Origin of the sequence: Pandoraea apista (genome assembly GCF_001465595.2) — a bacterium.
Taxonomy (GTDB): Bacteria; Pseudomonadota; Gammaproteobacteria; order Burkholderiales; family Burkholderiaceae; genus Pandoraea; species Pandoraea apista.
This window is the reverse complement of record NZ_CP013481.2, coordinates 3697101-3713344: the sequence shown is the minus strand read 5'-3', so window position 1 is coordinate 3713344 and position 16244 is coordinate 3697101. Positions and strand designations below refer to the sequence as shown.

21 protein-coding genes, 1 tRNA gene and 1 pseudogene are annotated in these 16244 nt (G+C 54.6%); 9 read left to right on the top strand and 14 right to left on the bottom strand.

Going from position 1 to position 16244, the window contains the following annotated elements; all coding sequences use genetic code 11:
* Positions 1-24 precede the first annotated feature (24 nt).
* The 4 genes from AT395_RS16885 to AT395_RS16870 all read right to left on the bottom strand — a co-directional run bounded on the left by AT395_RS16885 (position 25) and on the right by AT395_RS16870 (position 2340).
* A complete protein-coding gene (locus tag AT395_RS16885; protein WP_048629828.1) occupies positions 25-207 on the bottom strand; it encodes a hypothetical protein in 183 nt (60 codons plus the stop codon).
* Between the two features lie 94 nt (positions 208-301).
* Positions 302-721: a hypothetical protein gene (locus AT395_RS16880; protein WP_048629827.1), complete on the bottom strand. Its 420-nt coding sequence runs from the start codon at positions 719-721 to the stop codon at positions 302-304.
* Between the two features lie 472 nt (positions 722-1193).
* Positions 1194-1580 (bottom strand): hypothetical protein, encoded by a 387-nt coding sequence (locus AT395_RS16875; RefSeq protein ID WP_048629826.1) that lies wholly within the window; start codon positions 1578-1580, stop codon positions 1194-1196.
* Between the two features lie 19 nt (positions 1581-1599).
* Positions 1600-2340: a S24 family peptidase gene (locus tag AT395_RS16870; protein ID WP_048629825.1), complete on the bottom strand. Its 741-nt coding sequence runs from the start codon at positions 2338-2340 to the stop codon at positions 1600-1602.
* Between the two features lie 86 nt (positions 2341-2426).
* On the opposite strand from AT395_RS16870, the gene AT395_RS16865 reads away from it, so the two are divergent.
* Positions 2427-2750, top strand: a complete 324-nt coding sequence (locus tag AT395_RS16865; RefSeq protein ID WP_072632854.1) for a transcriptional regulator — start codon at positions 2427-2429, stop codon at positions 2748-2750.
* Positions 2751-2944: 194 nt separating this feature from the next.
* Here the strand turns inward: AT395_RS16865 and AT395_RS16860 are convergent, their stop codons facing one another.
* The gene (locus AT395_RS16860; RefSeq protein WP_048629824.1) at positions 2945-3205 is read right to left on the bottom strand and encodes a hypothetical protein; all 261 of its coding nucleotides are present in this window, start codon (positions 3203-3205) and stop codon (positions 2945-2947) included.
* 292 nt (positions 3206-3497) lie between these two features.
* Positions 3498-3761, bottom strand: a complete 264-nt coding sequence (locus tag AT395_RS16855) for a hypothetical protein (protein WP_048629823.1) — start codon at positions 3759-3761, stop codon at positions 3498-3500.
* A 156-nt stretch (positions 3762-3917) separates the two neighbouring features.
* Between AT395_RS16855 and AT395_RS16850 the strand changes: the two genes are divergently transcribed.
* From AT395_RS16850 to AT395_RS16840, 3 genes are all read left to right on the top strand, one after another.
* A complete protein-coding gene (locus tag AT395_RS16850) occupies positions 3918-4226 on the top strand; it encodes a hypothetical protein (RefSeq protein WP_048629822.1) in 309 nt (102 codons plus the stop codon).
* Between the two features lie 321 nt (positions 4227-4547).
* Entirely contained in the window at positions 4548-4799 is a 252-nt protein-coding gene (locus AT395_RS16845) for a helix-turn-helix domain-containing protein (protein WP_048629821.1), read from the top strand.
* 1 nt (position 4800) lies between these two features.
* Complete coding sequence (locus AT395_RS16840) at positions 4801-5247, top strand: replication protein (protein ID WP_048629820.1); 447 nt, start codon at positions 4801-4803, stop codon at positions 5245-5247.
* A gap of 287 nt (positions 5248-5534) precedes the next feature.
* Here the strand turns inward: AT395_RS16840 and AT395_RS25645 are convergent, their stop codons facing one another.
* The 5 genes and pseudogenes from AT395_RS25645 to AT395_RS16820 all read right to left on the bottom strand — a co-directional run bounded on the left by AT395_RS25645 (position 5535) and on the right by AT395_RS16820 (position 8649).
* Positions 5535-5927, bottom strand: coding sequence for a hypothetical protein (locus AT395_RS25645; RefSeq protein WP_125347668.1), 393 nt, complete (start codon positions 5925-5927; stop codon positions 5535-5537).
* A gap of 614 nt (positions 5928-6541) precedes the next feature.
* Positions 6542-6886: a hypothetical protein gene (locus tag AT395_RS16835; RefSeq protein WP_125347666.1), complete on the bottom strand. Its 345-nt coding sequence runs from the start codon at positions 6884-6886 to the stop codon at positions 6542-6544.
* Positions 6861-7094 (bottom strand): annotated as a pseudogene (locus AT395_RS16830) (AAA family ATPase); the annotation flags it as partial. The pseudogene AT395_RS16830 and the gene AT395_RS16835, both read right to left, overlap by 26 nt.
* 29 nt (positions 7095-7123) lie before the next feature.
* Entirely contained in the window at positions 7124-7870 is a 747-nt protein-coding gene (locus tag AT395_RS16825) for a hypothetical protein (protein WP_048629818.1), read from the bottom strand.
* A gap of 158 nt (positions 7871-8028) precedes the next feature.
* Positions 8029-8649 (bottom strand): hypothetical protein, encoded by a 621-nt coding sequence (locus AT395_RS16820; RefSeq protein WP_042116822.1) that lies wholly within the window; start codon positions 8647-8649, stop codon positions 8029-8031.
* 254 nt (positions 8650-8903) lie between these two features.
* On the opposite strand from AT395_RS16820, the gene AT395_RS16815 reads away from it, so the two are divergent.
* Positions 8904-8980: transfer RNA gene (locus AT395_RS16815), tRNA-Arg, on the top strand.
* A 587-nt stretch (positions 8981-9567) separates the two neighbouring features.
* Here AT395_RS16815 and AT395_RS16805 read toward each other — a convergent pair.
* A complete protein-coding gene (locus AT395_RS16805) occupies positions 9568-9984 on the bottom strand; it encodes a winged helix-turn-helix transcriptional regulator (protein WP_042116817.1) in 417 nt (138 codons plus the stop codon).
* 237 nt (positions 9985-10221) lie between these two features.
* Between AT395_RS16805 and AT395_RS16800 the strand changes: the two genes are divergently transcribed.
* Complete coding sequence (locus AT395_RS16800; protein WP_048629816.1) at positions 10222-10812, top strand: dihydrofolate reductase family protein; 591 nt, start codon at positions 10222-10224, stop codon at positions 10810-10812.
* A 230-nt stretch (positions 10813-11042) separates the two neighbouring features.
* Here AT395_RS16800 and AT395_RS16795 read toward each other — a convergent pair whose 3' ends face one another.
* Both AT395_RS16795 and AT395_RS16790 read right to left on the bottom strand, forming a co-directional pair.
* Positions 11043-11894, bottom strand: a complete 852-nt coding sequence (locus AT395_RS16795; protein WP_048629815.1) for an MBL fold metallo-hydrolase — start codon at positions 11892-11894, stop codon at positions 11043-11045.
* A 49-nt stretch (positions 11895-11943) separates the two neighbouring features.
* Complete coding sequence (locus tag AT395_RS16790; RefSeq protein ID WP_048629814.1) at positions 11944-12471, bottom strand: hypothetical protein; 528 nt, start codon at positions 12469-12471, stop codon at positions 11944-11946.
* A gap of 165 nt (positions 12472-12636) precedes the next feature.
* On the opposite strand from AT395_RS16790, the gene AT395_RS16785 reads away from it, so the two are divergent.
* The 3 genes from AT395_RS16785 (at position 12637) to AT395_RS16775 (ending at position 16240) form a co-directional block, all read left to right on the top strand.
* A complete protein-coding gene (locus tag AT395_RS16785) occupies positions 12637-13530 on the top strand; it encodes a LysR substrate-binding domain-containing protein (RefSeq protein WP_048629870.1) in 894 nt (297 codons plus the stop codon).
* Between the two features lie 548 nt (positions 13531-14078).
* Entirely contained in the window at positions 14079-15263 is a 1185-nt protein-coding gene (locus AT395_RS16780) for a porin (RefSeq protein WP_048629813.1), read from the top strand.
* Positions 15264-15442: 179 nt separating this feature from the next.
* On the top strand, positions 15443-16240 hold the full coding sequence (locus tag AT395_RS16775; protein ID WP_042116805.1) for a GntR family transcriptional regulator: 798 nt from the start codon (positions 15443-15445) through the stop codon (positions 16238-16240).
* Positions 16241-16244 lie beyond the last annotated feature (4 nt).

Below are 16244 nucleotides of genomic sequence, written 5' to 3'. Positions count from 1 at the left end.
AGGGATGAGCCACCCATCAATTCCTTATTGCTTCACCAACTCTTCGGCACCGAACCAGTCGCGCACCTGGCGACCGTCAGTAGTGACGTATCGAACAAAGTACTGATCAGCGGTGGACTCGTATTCGGCTCGGCCGATCACGAAACCTGCCTCCTTGCTCATCGTGAGAGCGACAGCGTCGCCCAGTTCAAAAGCCAGCCCTTTCATTGAAATCTCCTGAGTTGATGGGGTGCCGCACTCTGGCGGCCGTCACGCCTGCATCATCGGGGGCGTTCCCTCGCCGGGGAGGTGTCCGGTTAATTCAGCCGTGCACGACAATTACGCCGCTTTTGCTGCCAAAGGCGACATTTTTCCGTGCGCTCATGTCCGGGAACACAGCGCGCAGCGAAGCATCGTCTTCGTCGCTTTCATCTTCGATGGCCGTCGCAAGGTCATGCCAGGCGCGACCGAAGCACGACGAATACACGCGCTCACCGTCAAACGCGTAGGCGTAGTCAGTCGTTGCGCTGTTGTCCCACGGCCACGGCCACCCAGCTTCGGGCAAGGTCGCGTCTTCGCGCGAGGCCAGCTCTTCCGACACCGCGGCGCGGTATTGCGCTTCCGTGGTGGCGTCGAGCAACCCGGGGCGATCGAACCCGTCCGGATAGCCATCCCACGCCACGCTGCCAAGCCATTCGGCGGTAACGCCGCGACCCACATAGAAATCCGCTCGTGTACCCATGTCGCTCTCCTCGTGTATATGGCGCGGCTCTCGGAAGAAAGCCGCCTCAGATACAGCTTCGCAGTTCCCCGGCATCAACTCGATGACCGGGGCGCTGCGTTATTTGTCGGGTACTCAGAAGTTGACCGGTAGCCCAAGACGGCGGCCTAGCGCGGTACTTCCTGTCCGACTTACGACCCAATCGCCGGGCCGTGGGGAAGACTCACCCATTCCAAATTTTGATCGAGAGGGCAGGCTAAGCCTGTCGTCAGAGCGATCCGGTTGGGCCGGAGGCGCGGCGATGTGTCGCGTTGGAATGAATTACACCAAATGGTGAAGTGCCTGTCAACACCAAACGGTGAAATATTTTCGGAGGGCGGGTGACGTTGGGTTTCCGGATGCCGCTTTGGGCACGAACGGAGTCATTGCTCTGACGCAACAAAAAACCCGCCGGAGCGGGTTTGAACTGAATCCTGATTATTTAGTCGGGAGATTACTGCCTGAGGACGTAGATCTCACTTCTAAAAGTGAATGGCTTGCCCTGCGCGTCGTTCATGGTGACTTCCTGCGCAACCAGCGCAAGATTAAAGGTTCCCGCGGGGAGTGCGAGCGTTTCGTATCGCACCAATCTGAGTTGATCGGCCGAAGATAGCATGCGGCACCTCCCTTGCTGCATTGCGTCGGAAGTAACACTACGGCTATACCCGCGCTTTATAAAGTCACTGACCTGCGCAGTGTAGGTTTTGTCTTTGCATCCGACAACTGGCTCACCGCGCACGACGTACGAATCACCTGGGGCGGCGTGAAGCGTCGACGCAATCATGGCGGAGCAAGCCGCAGCGACGCAGATGGAGAGAAGCGAGGCAGGAGAATAGCTCATTAACTTTTTACCTCTCGGTTTAGTTGCCGCCCGCGGGTCCCGACCCTGATCGATACACAATTTCCCCGGCGATCCGCAGATATTCAAGCTTGTCGGCAGGAACCTCTTTGTCGGGATATTTCGAAGAATTGTATGAGTGCAGTACGAGGCCTCCTCCGACCTGCTTAAAGACTTGCTTTACGAGTGCCTCATCTTCGAAGAGCACAGCATAGATGCGTCCATCGCGAACATTGGTTTTTGCGCTGTCGACCATCATCATGTCGCGATTGAAGAGATATGGTTCCATGCTATCGCCTCGGACTATGCACAATTTACAGTCCTGTGGACGCGATCCAATCTTCTGAAAGAAACTTCCGTCGAAAGGCAAAGCCCTCTTTTGCCTCACTTCCCACTGGATAGTCCCGGCGCCAGCAGAGAATCGATAATCGTATCTATCGATCCACACGCGGCCAGTGTCCTCAGGTAGATCTTCTGGGTTTTCCCAGACAAGTACGTTCCCTTTTTCGGCCGGAAGCTCCACTTTCCGCATCTCGGAAATCGGCTGTCCGCCGTCTTGCTGGTCGAGCCACATGGGGGGAAGCTGCCCGCCCCAAGCCTGCTCGATCGCCCGCGCGACTTTTTCACCAAATGATTTTCGGCCCGAAAGCATGTCGCTTATCTGGCTGGCGGGTTTGTTGACCCGCCGTGCAACCTCACTCAACCCGTGCTTGTTGACGAGATCGGATAGGTTCTGGCGGCGGATATTTGATAGGTCGGTCATGGGTCGGATTACACCATGGGAGTAAGCATTTGGTGAATTCACCGTTCGGTGTTGATGTACTTCACCGAATGGTGTAATCTGGTTCTATGGAAAAACTCAAAAACTTCCTCAAGCCGTATTCCATAGACGATCGCAAAGAATTCGCGGCGCGCTGTGGCACCACGTATGCGTTTCTCAGGAACGTTATGTACGGGCAGAGACAGGCCGGGGAAAAGCTCTGCGTGTCGATCGAGCGCGAGTCGAACGAGCGCGTTACGCGTAGGGACTTGCGCCCCGACGACTGGCGACTGATTTGGCCTGAGCTTGTGAACGACACATCCCGCCACCGATCGAGCGCCGACGCTGCAAGAGACAGCGAGGGCGCAAATCTTGAGTGTGTTGGGGGCGGCGCTGGTGGAGATATCGCATGAAGCCTCGCATATCGCTTATCTGGGAAGGGCAGTGGCAGCGCTTCAACCCCGTGGTGGATCTGGCTCGGCATAGGCTGGACTCCTTGGGGCGCGTATGTCGCGTGGATTCGGTAGGAAAACCTGCGCCTTCGGTAGCGCGGTTCAGGCGCCTCCCAACAGACCCAGCTGAAGGCGCAGGTTTTCGACTCGCCCGATTAGTCCCAGCTTGTGGGTGTCGGCGGAGTTCCGTTGATCTTCGTGCCTGCCCACGAGCTGGCCTTGATGATGAGCAGCCCGTCGTCGCTGTCGATGAATCCCTTGAAATGATTGCGCAGCGCCTCACTGGTCGTGTTGTACCTCGCGAACGTCCATACCGACTCGAGAACTTGCACTGCATTGAATTTTGCCAACTCGTCGTAAAGCGGCTGGTAATTCCTGGCGTTGCGCAGGTCGTAACTCAAGAAATAGAGGGCCAAGGTGGTTATTCCTATCAAAAATTTGAGTGAGTGGGCGCTCCCTGTTGGGAGCCAAATCAAAGTCGCTGGAGTCGCTTGCGGGCTTGCGACCGATGCCGTCGTCGTGAGTGATGCGAGTCCATCGTTGTTTCGCTCGCTTCATCTGGCACAAATCGGTGGTGGCGCTTCCGGAGGTGGTGAGTGAGCTTTGTAACGTGGCTTTTGGCACACCTTCGAGCTACTCCGCGATCGAGGGCGACGCGAATCCCTGCGCCGCTTCTCAATGGATTCCAGTCGGAAGTTTTGGCCGCAATCAGTGCAGCAACTGCCGAATCTCTGCCTCCGGACTGCTCTCCTGTACAGACGCAATCCCTCCAGAAACCTGGCGAAGAATCATCGCAATGAGATTCCTGTTTTGCAGGTCGTTCGGAAGCAGATCTGCGGTGGCTGAGAAGTGTGCAGATAGCTCGTCTTTGTTCAGCACCCCGGTTTTCGAAAGGTAGTCCGAGAGCGTAACAATCGCTGTCTGTGTTCCGACGAGAAGTCCGACGATTACGTCGAGTTGTTCCTTGGTCATGAGCACTCCTAGATTGAGTGAACTGGTTGTGTGGAAACACCATTCTCGCATGACGGTGAGTGCTCATCTTTATCTCGCAGGGCGTGTTTTACATGACTTGCATCGTAGGTTGTTGGACGTGCAACAGCACGCAACTTGTATTGAGGGAGATTGATCATGGCTGAACGGCCAAATATTGAACGGGCCTTGCGCCTTCTACTTTCCGGCGATGAGCGGAAAGCTGCGATGGAGGTTCTGGGATGGGACGCATCGCAAGTTTCGCGCTTCCTGTCGGGGCAGAACGGCATTCCCATCGACAAGCTGGATGCCGTTATTGGGCTGACTGGATTCGTCATGGTGACGCCGCGGTATCTCGATGCCTTGGCCTCCATGGCAGAGACCGGTGTGAGCTGTCGGTGCGCTCGCGAGGGCGGTGGCGAATGCGGATTTGAGCGGCGGGTGAAAGTTATGCCGCGCGCGGCGTGAGGCAGGGATGAGAGAGGTTATGCGCAGCTTGCGAGTCCCGGCGCCGTACGCAATGAACGTGTCGAGTTCGGTTACCGAGGCGGGTACCGAGAGCAGAGACGTGATTGGCCCCTCTCTTTCCGAGCCGCCACCGCCTGTCACTTGTATTTCGTGCGGCGCGCGGCGCCAGAGCAACGGCGAAATGCCTTGCGAACACTGAGGTGAACGGATGAGTCTGCTTGTTTCGGATTGGATCGCCTTGACGGTCATTGCTGCAATTCTTGCCCCCACGCTGCTTATGCTCGCCCCGCGCGGCAACTCACGAGACTAGGAGCCCACTGAATGAGTTCACACCGAGTCAATCAAGCGTGGGGCGTCGAGCTGCGCCACACCGAGAAGATCGTGCTGCTCGCGCTGAGCCACCACGCCGTTATGTCGACTGGTGAGTCGTCCCCGAAGGTAAGCCGCCTGGCGCGTGACTGCGGCATGTCGGAATCGGCGGTGCGCGAGTCCATCAAGGCGCTGGAAGCGGCAGGGCACGTCGAGTCGACGTCTGTTCGTCGCGGTGTGACGCTCTACCGCGTCAAGGTCTGAAATGGCTCAGCCCGCCCAAGTCATCCCGTTTCCGGAGGTTCGCGTGCCCCAGTTGGAGCATGGCTACACGCGTGTGGCGAACGAGCTTCTGGAAGCGATCACGATGGCTCCGTTCGGCCGCAACGAATACAAAGTGCTGATGGTGCTTATCCGGAAGACTTACGGCTTCAACAAGACGTCTGACCAGCTGGCACTCTCGCAAATCCAACTGCGCGCCGGCATCAGCAAGACGCAGACGTCGGTGGCCGTGGCTGAACTGGTGAAAATGAACGTTTTGCTCGTTGGCGCCGGCCGGTACGCCCGTGAATTCTCGATTAACAAGGCGTACAGCAAGTGGGATGCGTCCCTTCGCGTGGATCTGTCTGTTTTGAGTTCCGAAAACCGGAACGATGAGGTTCCGGAATCAGGAACTCATGGTTCCGAAAACAGGAATCGAACCTGTATCTAGCGCTTAGGAGGGTTCCATCCCTAATTCTATAAGTTGTTGATTTATATAGGGAGAATTCGTCAATGCCTGGTTTTTGTTCCAGATATGTTCCACGGCTTAAAACGCATGTAACAGCCCCCTAAAAGGGACGCAATCCGTATCTCAACCATTTGATTTTTATTGATTATTTTCGCGTCCAATGGCTGTGGTACGCGTCACAAAAAGGATACAACGGGTGCCTCCAAGGGGTTGGATGAGTTCTGCCCTTCAAAAAAGCAGGCATGAAAGATTCCCCGAAGGTGCTATGGTTAGGAATCATTTTTTGGTGTTGATGCCGAATCAGGATTGCTTAAAGACTTAGTCCTGATGGATTGAATTTTATTTTCAGTCTTCTTTTTCTCCGACTCTTCTTTTTTATCTTTATCTCTCTTGTTTAAAATTTCAACAATTTTATCTACTGTCATTCCTTGTCTCTTTAGTTTTTTAACTTCCTCTTTTGTAATTGAAGAATATTTTTCTAGAACATCGTAAAAGAATTTGTTGAACCTAATTTCTGCCAATTCCTCAGAAAAATCCAAAAAACTCATCCAGTCTTTAAATGAGATTTCGAGTTCTATTTTTTCTTCTGGTGATATTGGAGAGCTTCCATTTTCTTTTAAAACCTTGTCCAATGAAGCGAGAAATTTTTCAAAATCACTCATTCCAAAAATCCTTTTCAACCAGTTAAAAAATCTTCGTAACCACTTCATATGCCATTCTCCTTTTTGAGAACAACATACGAAATGAGAAGCAGAAGTCAATAATAACAGGCAAAGAAAAAGCACCCGAAGGTGCTTTTATGTTGTTTGGCAATGGGACTCTATTTCCAAGTGCGATAGAACAAGTTCTTCCACTTTCCATCCTTTACCTTTGTTTTCCAGTAGAACCAGTTCAATGGGATAAGGATCAGCAGAGCAGCCTGCAAAGACCAATTGAAATCAGCATTGGTGGATGTGCCTACCTTCTCCTTTAGATAGACACCAATAAACACTGCCACCACAATCCAAGCACATAAATTCAACAGCACCAAACAAACTAGATTAAAGATAGTGCGAACTATGTCAAAGTAAAGAGATTTTTCGTTTGAATTGCTCATATCATTTAATGAATTAGTTTTAGGTTGTTTGAGTTCTTCTTTAGCTTGCTTTCGCTGGGAATTATATTGGACAAGTGTTAGGGTCAATAGCTCAAGTTACGGCCACCAAACTGGTTTTGGATCTCCTGAATCTTTCCTCTCCTTTTTAGAAGAACATATGCAATGCAAGGATAAAGTCAATTATAGTTGCTGCCTTTGCTGAATTTCTTGTTTGGCCTGAACCACCAATTTATCAAGAAACTCTTTGCTTTCCTTTGAGTGAAGAAGCTCATCCCAAATCTTCTGATGTGCCAAGTTCAAACGATTCAGGCTATTGACTTTCACCCCTTGAGTCTTCACCAGTCCAGCAGCCCATGAGAGACTTTCAACGGTCAGAGGAATCTTCTCATTGCTTTCATCATTGAAGACTACAGCAATGACCTCATGACCTGTTTCATTCTCATGCAGTCCAAAGACGAACCGCTTAATTGGCTTATCAGCAGTTAAATTCATATGATTTTTACTGTTTCTTGCCAGCCTCTTCATCCCACTTCTTCAACAAGGCAAGCTTCTCACCTATCTTGATCTCAAGACCTCTCGGAACTGGTTGATACCAACCAGGTTCTTCTATGCCGTCTGGAAGGTGAGTCTCCCCAGCAGCATTGGCTTAGGGTTCGTCATGAGCATATCGGTATTGATGACCGTAGCCCAGTTCCTTCATCAATTTTGTTGGAGCATTTCGCAGATGAACGGGGGTATTACCCACCCAATTCGGTGCTTTTTTCATTCCGCCAATTTCATCTCAAACTTATCATTAAATTCAACGGTTGGAATTTTAATGGCAATACCCTCCAGTGATCCCACCCGAATCACCTTAGCGCCCTCTGGCTCATGCGAGCCAAAGACAAAACGGTACTCATTCTGGTAGGAATAAGCATCCCTCTTTCTGAATACCGACTCAAGCTCCTTGAAGCTACCGTGGAACGTGTCTGGATCAAAATATTTAACCGAACCATTCCAACTGGCATATCCCTGTTCACGCGCAGCAAGTTTAATTTTACTTACAAAATCCTCAACTCTATAGATCACAACGGCAAACTTGCCCATGACCATCATCTCGTCACTCAAAGTACTATGCACCTTAAGCATCGCATTGATTTTCTCGACCGCACGAACCCTCTCTTCTTCAGTTTCGTAGGATTCTTCAAAATCTGGAATCTTGACAGCATACATGCAGTAAAGATTTAGACGGTCATACCCACTATTTTGCATAATGACTGGGCCAGCCAGATCCTTGAGCGGGAATGAGCGATCAACACCATCCTTATCTTTGTATGAGAGAACTAAAGAAACTTTATCTGGCTGATGCCAGTCAGTAACTCCCTCATAGGCATCCCCCCTCGCCTCATCATCTTCGATTTTTTTGAAATTCCCAAGGGTTCTACAAAACATCTCCCCCTTCTTTAAAAAAGCATCTGCATGCTCTTCGTTTTCAAAAACTTTAATCAGAAGATAAATTCTCGAACTCATATTTTTTCAATATTATTTCTGGGCATAAAAAACACCCTATTGGATGCTCTTATGCTTTCCTGAAAACGCCACCATCACCATCAAACCTCACCAGGAGATCGTGAATTTTAGCTATCTCATCGACAATAGGCTGAATTTCATAGCGCTCACCTACTCACTCAATTTTTTGACTGGATACGAAGCATTCCGCCATTCTCATCAAACTTAACCAGCATGTCATGGACTCTTATCATTTCATCCAAGATTGGCTGAACATGGTGCCGCTCACCTAGAACCTGATAGATACCATCATTAAGATAGTAGGCTCTAAAAATATGGTGTGGAACTTCTGTCTCTTCTGGCTTATCAAGAATGAGGCTTGGAAAAATTTGCCCAACAATGCCTTCTTCAAGGTAACGATCTAGTCGCTCATCAAAATGCTCTATGGCATTCCGAAGCTGCTTATCAAAAAGAGGGCTCTTTTCATCAACTTCAAAAACCCTACACAAGTGAGCAGCACGTTTTTGGTGGATATCTTTCTTTTCTTTCTTCATGCCACCAAACGAGGGGAAGAAGTATCTTGCAACTGCACCACTATGATTGATGAAGTTTTGCAAGCAATCCAGTAGCTCATCTTTTCTGTCTTGAGGCCCAATCTTTCCATCGGAGATGGCTTCAATGTATTTGGAAGCTCTTTGACATGCTTGAAGTGCAGACGAGGTATTGAAGAGCATGGATTGAATATAGAAGGCCTGGTAAGGCCCGTGAATAGAAAATTCACCTTCATGCTCAACTATCATGCTTCACCCCCTCACCAAAGTAACGATTAAGCGATTATTGCGGTCAATAAGGGGGATAGCCCTTCCTTCTTCGGCAGGGACAGCTTATCACCTACATTGACCTCCAGCATCTTGGCACTGGTTTATAGCGACCAAGTTCGTCCATGCCTTCAAGCAAGTAGGAGCCCTTCAAATAGTCAATGGGCTGGGATCGATCAGTTCTTACCCGTTTCTTGTCTGTAGGTCGTCTCTGCTGCTATGATATGCGGTTGCATGTCCCCGTAGCTCAGATGGATAGAGCACCTTCCTCCTAAGAAGGGGGTCGCACGTTCGAATCGTGTCGGGGACGCCAAAACACTTGCCCACCAAGACGTCACGATAGGTTGAGTCTTCGTTGTGAAGCACGAAAAAAAACAGGTAGCCATGAGCTACCTGTTTTCGTTTTTGCGCGACGTTTTTCTATACCCCACGTTCCAAAATTGTTCCAAGAGTAGGCTGGAATAGGGTGGATTTGGAGGGAGTTAACCGTATCGAATCACATAAAAATCAATAACTTAGCCTTGCCGTCCACTGCTCTCTTTCTGCTTAGGAGGCACTCGTTCTATCCATTGAACTACAGGGAGAGACTGCATTCTATCCATTGGCGCGATGTCCTTTGAAATCAAGGACATCGCCTTATTCTACGGGGCTTTCCGGCTGATCGTGATACCCCTACCGTATCACTCCAGATCACCCCGCAACCTGCTGTTTCACGTCGCCATTGCTACAGATTTGCTGCTGAACGCCGACAGGGTTGTCATCCGTAGCGCAAATCCGGGCAGGTCGGCCAATCAGGCCTGACGCGAGGGCAAGAGTATAGCAAAAACACTTCGGACGAAGATACCGACGACCGCCCGGTGGAGGGCGGTCCCGCGCCATTCGCCTTCCACAGCAGCATGCTCACCGTTTCACATGCGTCTTGTGCAACTCCGCCTGCAATGCCTTCCACAGCGCCGGGCCACCCTTCTCCAGACGCGCCGCCTGTGCTGCACTTTCCTTCGTCACATCAAGGTACTTACGGCCCCAGATGCCGATTTGCGCGAGCACCGGCAGCAGATCGATACCCATCGGCGTCAGGCTGTAGATGGCCTTCTGCTTGTGCGTCGAGTCATCTGACTTCGTCAGGATGCCTGCCCCGACCAGCCTCGCGAGGCGCTCGGTGAGGATGTTCGACGAAATACCCTCTTCCGATTGCAAAAGCTCCCGGAAATGCCGCTTGTCGGCAAACATCAGATCCCGCAGGATCAGCAAGCTCCACTTGTCGCCAACGATCTGGAGCGCGAGATTGATCGGACAGCGCGAGCGGTAGGTCGTCATTTCTGGTTTCTCTATAAAACTGCTTGCATTCTAAAATCGGATTTAATAATCTGCAACCAGTTGCATAAAGCAATCAGTAGTCGACGCCAAAGAGACGCAGCACTGCATAAAAATGGCAGCAGAAAACAGGTACTTCACGATGGTAGACGCGACCGCCTCGGTCGGTAACACGACGCCGACGACGCAGGAGTACTGGGCTGACGACGCGTCTGGCAACGTTCGATAACGGAGACTCCCATGAGAAAGCTGATCGTACAAATGCAGATGTCCGTGGACGGCTACGTCTCGGCGGCCAATGACGAACTCGACTGGCAAGTCTGGAACTGGGGCGAGGACTGGACCTGGGACGACGCGCTCAAAAACGAGTTCAATCGGATATTCGCGTCGGTGGACGGCATCCTGTTGAGCCGGCCGATGGTTCAGCAGGGGTATCTGAATCATTGGGGCCGCGCCGCCACGCGGTTTCCGGCGGACCCGAACTACGCGTTCGCGCAACGCATCGTCGACCTGCCGAAGTTCGTCGTCACGGACAAGCTGGACGCGTCGCTATGGGAGCGGACAACGATCGTCCGTGGCGGCATGGCAGCCGCCGTCGGCGCGCTCAAGCAGCAGCCTGGCGGTAACCTCATTACGTTCGGAGGCAAGGGGTTTGTCTCCGCGCTGATTGCCGCGGGGCTTGTCGACGAATTCCAGTTTTTCGTGAACCCTGTCGCGGTCGGCAGCGGAGGCGTGCTGTTTCACGATACCCGGCATGGCACGAGGCTCCGGTTGATCCGCTCGGACAGCTACGCGTGCGGGATTGTTGTGAACCGGTATGTACCGGCTTAGCATCCCCGGCGGAACTGTTCTGCGAACGGCAAGCGGCTAACGGCACTAGCCGATGTGCGCAACCCGAGAAAAGTACCGAGACCTCGCAGTGACTTCAACGCATGCGCGATGTGCGTCTTTCCTTGCGCGCTTCGCACTGGCACCGTCGAGAGGCGAGGGCGACCGGATGAGTCACGTCTGCAAAGTCCAGTGGATTTGCCGCTTGCGCGTGCCATATGGCCCTTTCCAGTTTATCCCTGCGCCTCGGCCACATAATGCAATCCGTACCCGCCGCGCGTCTGCCTGATTTGCGCAAAGCCGAGTTCCCCCAAATGCATGCCGGCAATCAGGAGTCCCTCCGAACTGACCCTGTCGAGGAGTCTGGATCGCGTGGCGGCTGCCAGCGTGGGGTCCTGATCGAACGCAATCGATACGTCCGGACGTTCAATCTGGATGTGAGGGAAATGAACGACATCTCCCCAGATCAGCAGGCTCCGATCTCGCGATTCAATGAGATAGCCGGTATGTCCGTCAGTGTGCCCCGGCAGCGCCATCGCGTGGATGCCGGGCGACACCTCGCCGTCATCGAAGGTCCGCAGCCTCTCGCGGTAGCCGTCGAACACCCGGCGGGCGATCTGGAAGTTGCCTCGTGCTCGCTCGCTGGCACGACTGAGGTTGCCATCATCTTGCCAAAACCTGACTTCTCGACGATGTGCGACAAGCTCCGCATTCGGGAAAGCGATTTGTCCAGTGGTCGTCACGAGCCCGCCGACATGATCGGGGTGGGCGTGCGTGAGCAGAATCGTGTCGATCGAAGACGGTTCGATACCGGCGAGCAACAGATTGGCCTGCAACCGGCCCCCCCATTGTTTGATGCCGCCAGCGCCACCGTCGATGAGGACGGTGCGTCCCGCAGAACGCACCACGTAACAGTTGATGTGCACCGCCGAGGGCGTCGTCTGCCCAGCGTCGCTCTGCATTCTCGCAGCCTCGGACGCGTCGATATTCGAGAGGAAGTCGAGGCTGGCGCTGAGGTAGCCGTCGCTGATGGCGGTAATCGTGAAGTCGCCAACTTGTTGGCTTGGAAAGGCGGAAATGGGCACAACACTTCTCCAGATCGATGAATTTTCGACGCGAACGCTCGACGACGGTTTACGTCGCAGATGCGCTCGTCAGTCGTGCCGTGATCGGCGTGTAAAGATGAATGCCGTCGGCGACGTGCCCGACAAGGCGAGCGTTTGATCGAGACGAAACGGCCAGCCAACGGCGCTCCGGATTTTTCTCCAGCGCAATCGCTTGCATGGCAAGCGGTGCGAGACCCATCTCCACGAGACGATCGGGGCCGCTGGAACAAAGCACGAGAAGCTCATCGGCGCCGACCGCCGGCGCAAGCCCAATATCGCTATACAGATTTCTGTGCCAGTCGGTGATGTGTTGTTGCCACCGAGCGAAATTTCCGCCGCCTTTCCGGCGATATTCCTCTCCCGTCAATACGTCGAGACCGTCGATCGTGTGAACGGCGAGATAGACCGGACAGCCCTTCGTGATCGCGCGAAAGCGCTGCGATGTGTGAAAGCCTGTGACGGAGATCAGGGCCGGCAATTTTTCATGGCTGTAGAAATCATTCCATTCGGCTTCGCCGGCCGGATCGGCGAAGCTGCATTCCACGGTGTAGATCATCGAATCGTCCTCGTTCCAGACGAGTCTCTTCCTGCGAGAAACTCATTCTTAGTGCAATAACGTAATGGTAATCTGCCGTTTTCAGCGTTTATATCGAATAAAAGTCAGCCTTCAGTGATGTTTGCTCAAGCTGGCTTCGAGCGCGAACTGATCGGTGAGATTCCCATGACACGCAAGATTCCCAGCAACGCCGCGCTTCTGGCATTCGAAGCCGCGGCACGACACGGCAGCTTCGCCCGAGCCGCCGAAGAGTTGGCACGCACCGAGGGGGCGGTCAGTCGTCAGATTGGCCGCCTGGAAGCGTTTTTAGGGGTGACGCTGTTCGAGCGCGTGGGCAATCGAGTCCGTCTGGCGCCGAATGGCGTGAGATACGCAGCACAGGTTCGGGAGATTCTGGATCGGCTGGAACGCGACAGCCTGTATCTGATGGGGCAACCCACTGAGGGGGCGAGCATCGATATCGCCGCCAGTCCGACCTTCGCTACCCGTTGGCTGATTCCCCGTTTGAAGCGGTTTCAGACCAGACATCCGAGCATTACCGTGCACATTGCCGAACGCATGGACCCTTTCCTGCTCGCCGGCAGCGGCTTCGACGCCGCGCTTCATTTCGAACATCCGGCATGGACGGGAATGCACTTGCATCATCTGCTGGAAGAGATTCTGGTGCCGGTGTGTAGCCCGGCGTTGCTGCGCGAAGCGGGCGCAAACCCGTCGCTCGATTCGCTGCCACTGCTGCACAGACGGCAGAATCCGGACGCGTGGCAGCGGTACGCGCAGGCATCGGGTATCGTCCTCGGCAACCCGGCGGTCGGCGCGCGTTACGATCTCCATTCCATGCTGATCGAAGCGGCGCTGGCCGGTTTGGGCGTGGCGTTGGTGCCACGTTTTTATATCGGCCCCGAGCTTGAACAAGGCCGTTTGGTTACGCCGTGGCCCGCGGGGACAACGATTACTAAGAACTTCTGCCTCGTGCTTCCCGAGCCGATCGAACTGAGCGAGCGGCCGGTTCAGGCATTCGCAAAATGGATTCTGGAGGAAGCGTCGGGCGCGGTGTGTTGAACGACGACGTCTCAATGAAACGCATCGCAGTGGTGCCCGGCGACGTCAGGCGGCGCCAACAAAAACGGCTCCCACAAAAGCAGCTCGTACAGATCAGCATTTGTGCCGATGCGTTGCCCCCGCCATCGATTCTCAGCGACGGTGCGGCAGGATCTTGTCAGCCGATGCCGAACTCGGGAATTTCCCGATGGAACAACCGCACTCGGCATTTGTTCCATTGACGCTACAAATTGGCGCTCCTAGAGTCGTCGCCATGATGACTTCCTCTCTTCCAATGCCGATGAAAACGTTCGCCATCAAGCGCGCAACGTATCGCGTTCTGCGCGAGTAAGCCGCTTTCGCCCTCGGGCACGCGGCGCATTGCGACATCGATCGCGTCGGCGTGCTCTCCCAATTTTCCCTTGCCGTACGACGTGCGCCGCGTGCTCACGACGCGGCTTCGTGCGCCCTCGCGTTTGCCTCGCCCGCTGAGCGTTCTGCTCACGGTGCCGGCAAGTGCCCGGCGCACTGGGGAACTGCTTTCCTCAACAAAAGAAGGACGCACGCCAATGCCTCGAACCACACGCAAAACGTTACCTCTCGCTTACACCGTCTCAACTGCCTGCGCTGCATTATGGCTCGCCACTGCGGCGACGCCGGCGCTCGCTCAATCGAGCGTCACGCTCTATGGCGTGATCGAGGCGGCCGTTGTCTCGCAGAACCATGCGAGCCCTGACGGCGGTCGCATCTACTCCGTCAATCAGGCCGGTGAGGGGTTCCTCTCCGCGAGCCGCTTCGGCCTGCAAGGTGTGGAAGATCTCGGTAGCGGCATGAAGGCGCGCTTCGTACTGGAGAACGGCTTCAACTCGCAAGCCGGAACGTTCGATCAACAGGGGCAACTCTTCGGGCGGCAGGCATTCGTCGCTTTGCAAGGCGGCTGGGGCGAGTTCGCACTTGGCCGTCAGTACACGGGGGCCGTGGTCGCGATCTCGATGGTCGATCCGATCTTCATCGGCGCACCGCCCACGAACTCGTGGCTCGTCTTCCTCACGGGCCAGCGCTATAACAACGCGCTGACGTGGACAAAGAAGTTCGGCCCCTTCGGCGTGAATCTTCAATATGCGCTCGGCGGCGTCGCCGGGCAGGGCTCGGCACGTTCGTCGGCATCGGGCGGGGTGTCGTGGGAGCAAAACGGCAGCGTCTTCACCGGGCAGGTGCAACAGACGCACGACTCGCAGAGCCGCCTTGCGAAGACCTGGTCACTTGGCGCGAAGGCGAGCTACGGGCAGTGGAAATTCCACGCCGATTATCTTCAGAGCCAGCGCGACGCCGGATTCGATGTGTCCAACGGCGGCACCGATTACGCGTCGATCACGAACATGAGCACCGCAGCCACCCCCACCACGGTCGCTGCCATCGGCTCCGTGTTCTCTGCGTCGCGACGCGATCAGTTCTTCACCCTCGGCGCGAGCTACCTGCTCAACCCGGCGTGGCAATTCATCGCGGCTTATATGTACGACAACACGAGTGCGGTGAATTTCAGCGGCAAGCGGCAAACGATCTATGGCGTGATCGACTACTTCCTCTCCAAGCGCACCGATGTCTACTTCGCCACCGCTTACGAGCGGGTCGATGGCGGGTGGTCGGGACTGTTTGGCACCTCGACGACCAACTGGACCGGTGGCAACGGCGTGAAGCTCAACGGGTACGACAACCAGATGAGTTACTACGTCGGCCTGCGTCACCGCTTCTGAAAACGGCTGCGGCGCAGCATCGAAACATGCTGCGCCGCAATCTGAAAAACCTTGTGCAGCCTGCGTGTGCAGGTCATTTGCCCGGTAATCCCGAATGCCTTAGGTGTTTTCCCGATAGAACATTTTGTCTGTCACTTTGTTCTATTGACCGGACATTATGACACTTACAGAATCGCCGCATGGATACCCCACTACCGCTTCCGAAGTACCACCAGATTTACCTCGTGCTGCGCGAGCAGTTACAGGAGGGACGCTTCGATCGTGATGGCGTGCCGGGCGAGCATGTGCTGGCCGATCAGTTCAGCGTGGCACGCATCACCATTCGCAAGGCGATGGAAATGCTGGTGGCCGACGGCCTTGTCGTGCGCCGCCCCGGACTGGGAACGTGGCCGCTGCACGCAGGGCAACGCACCGGCGGCAAGACGCCTGGTTTCTCGCGCGAGAAGGCGCATCTGACCGGCCTGCTCGAGAACATCGTCAACATGGGGTTGCGCACGAACGTGTCGGTGCTCGAATCGAGCGTCGTGGGCGCGAGCGATGCCGTTGCCGAAGCCTTGGCGCTCGAACCCGGTGCACCGGTCTTCAAAAGTATTCGCGTGCGCAGCACGCAGGCGGGCCCCTTGTCGTACATCACCACTCATGTGCCGCAGGGGATCGCCGAGATCAATCGCGAAGAACTCGAGCGCAAACCGCTGCTGATGCTGCTCGAAGAAGCCGGTGTCGAACTCGGCGGTGCGACGCAAACGATTTCGGCGCGCCTGGCCGATGCCGTTGTAGCGCGCCATCTCGATATCGCTGTCGGCTCCGCATTGCTGGCGGTTACGCGCCTCGTGCGCGATGTGTCCGAGCGTCCCGTGCAACTGCTGCAAGGTCTGTATCGCCCCGATCGCTACCAGTACCAACTTCAACTCTCTCGTGTCGGTGACATCGACGCGAAGGTCTGGGTCAGCGAAGAACTGTCTGCCCAATTCCACTGATCAC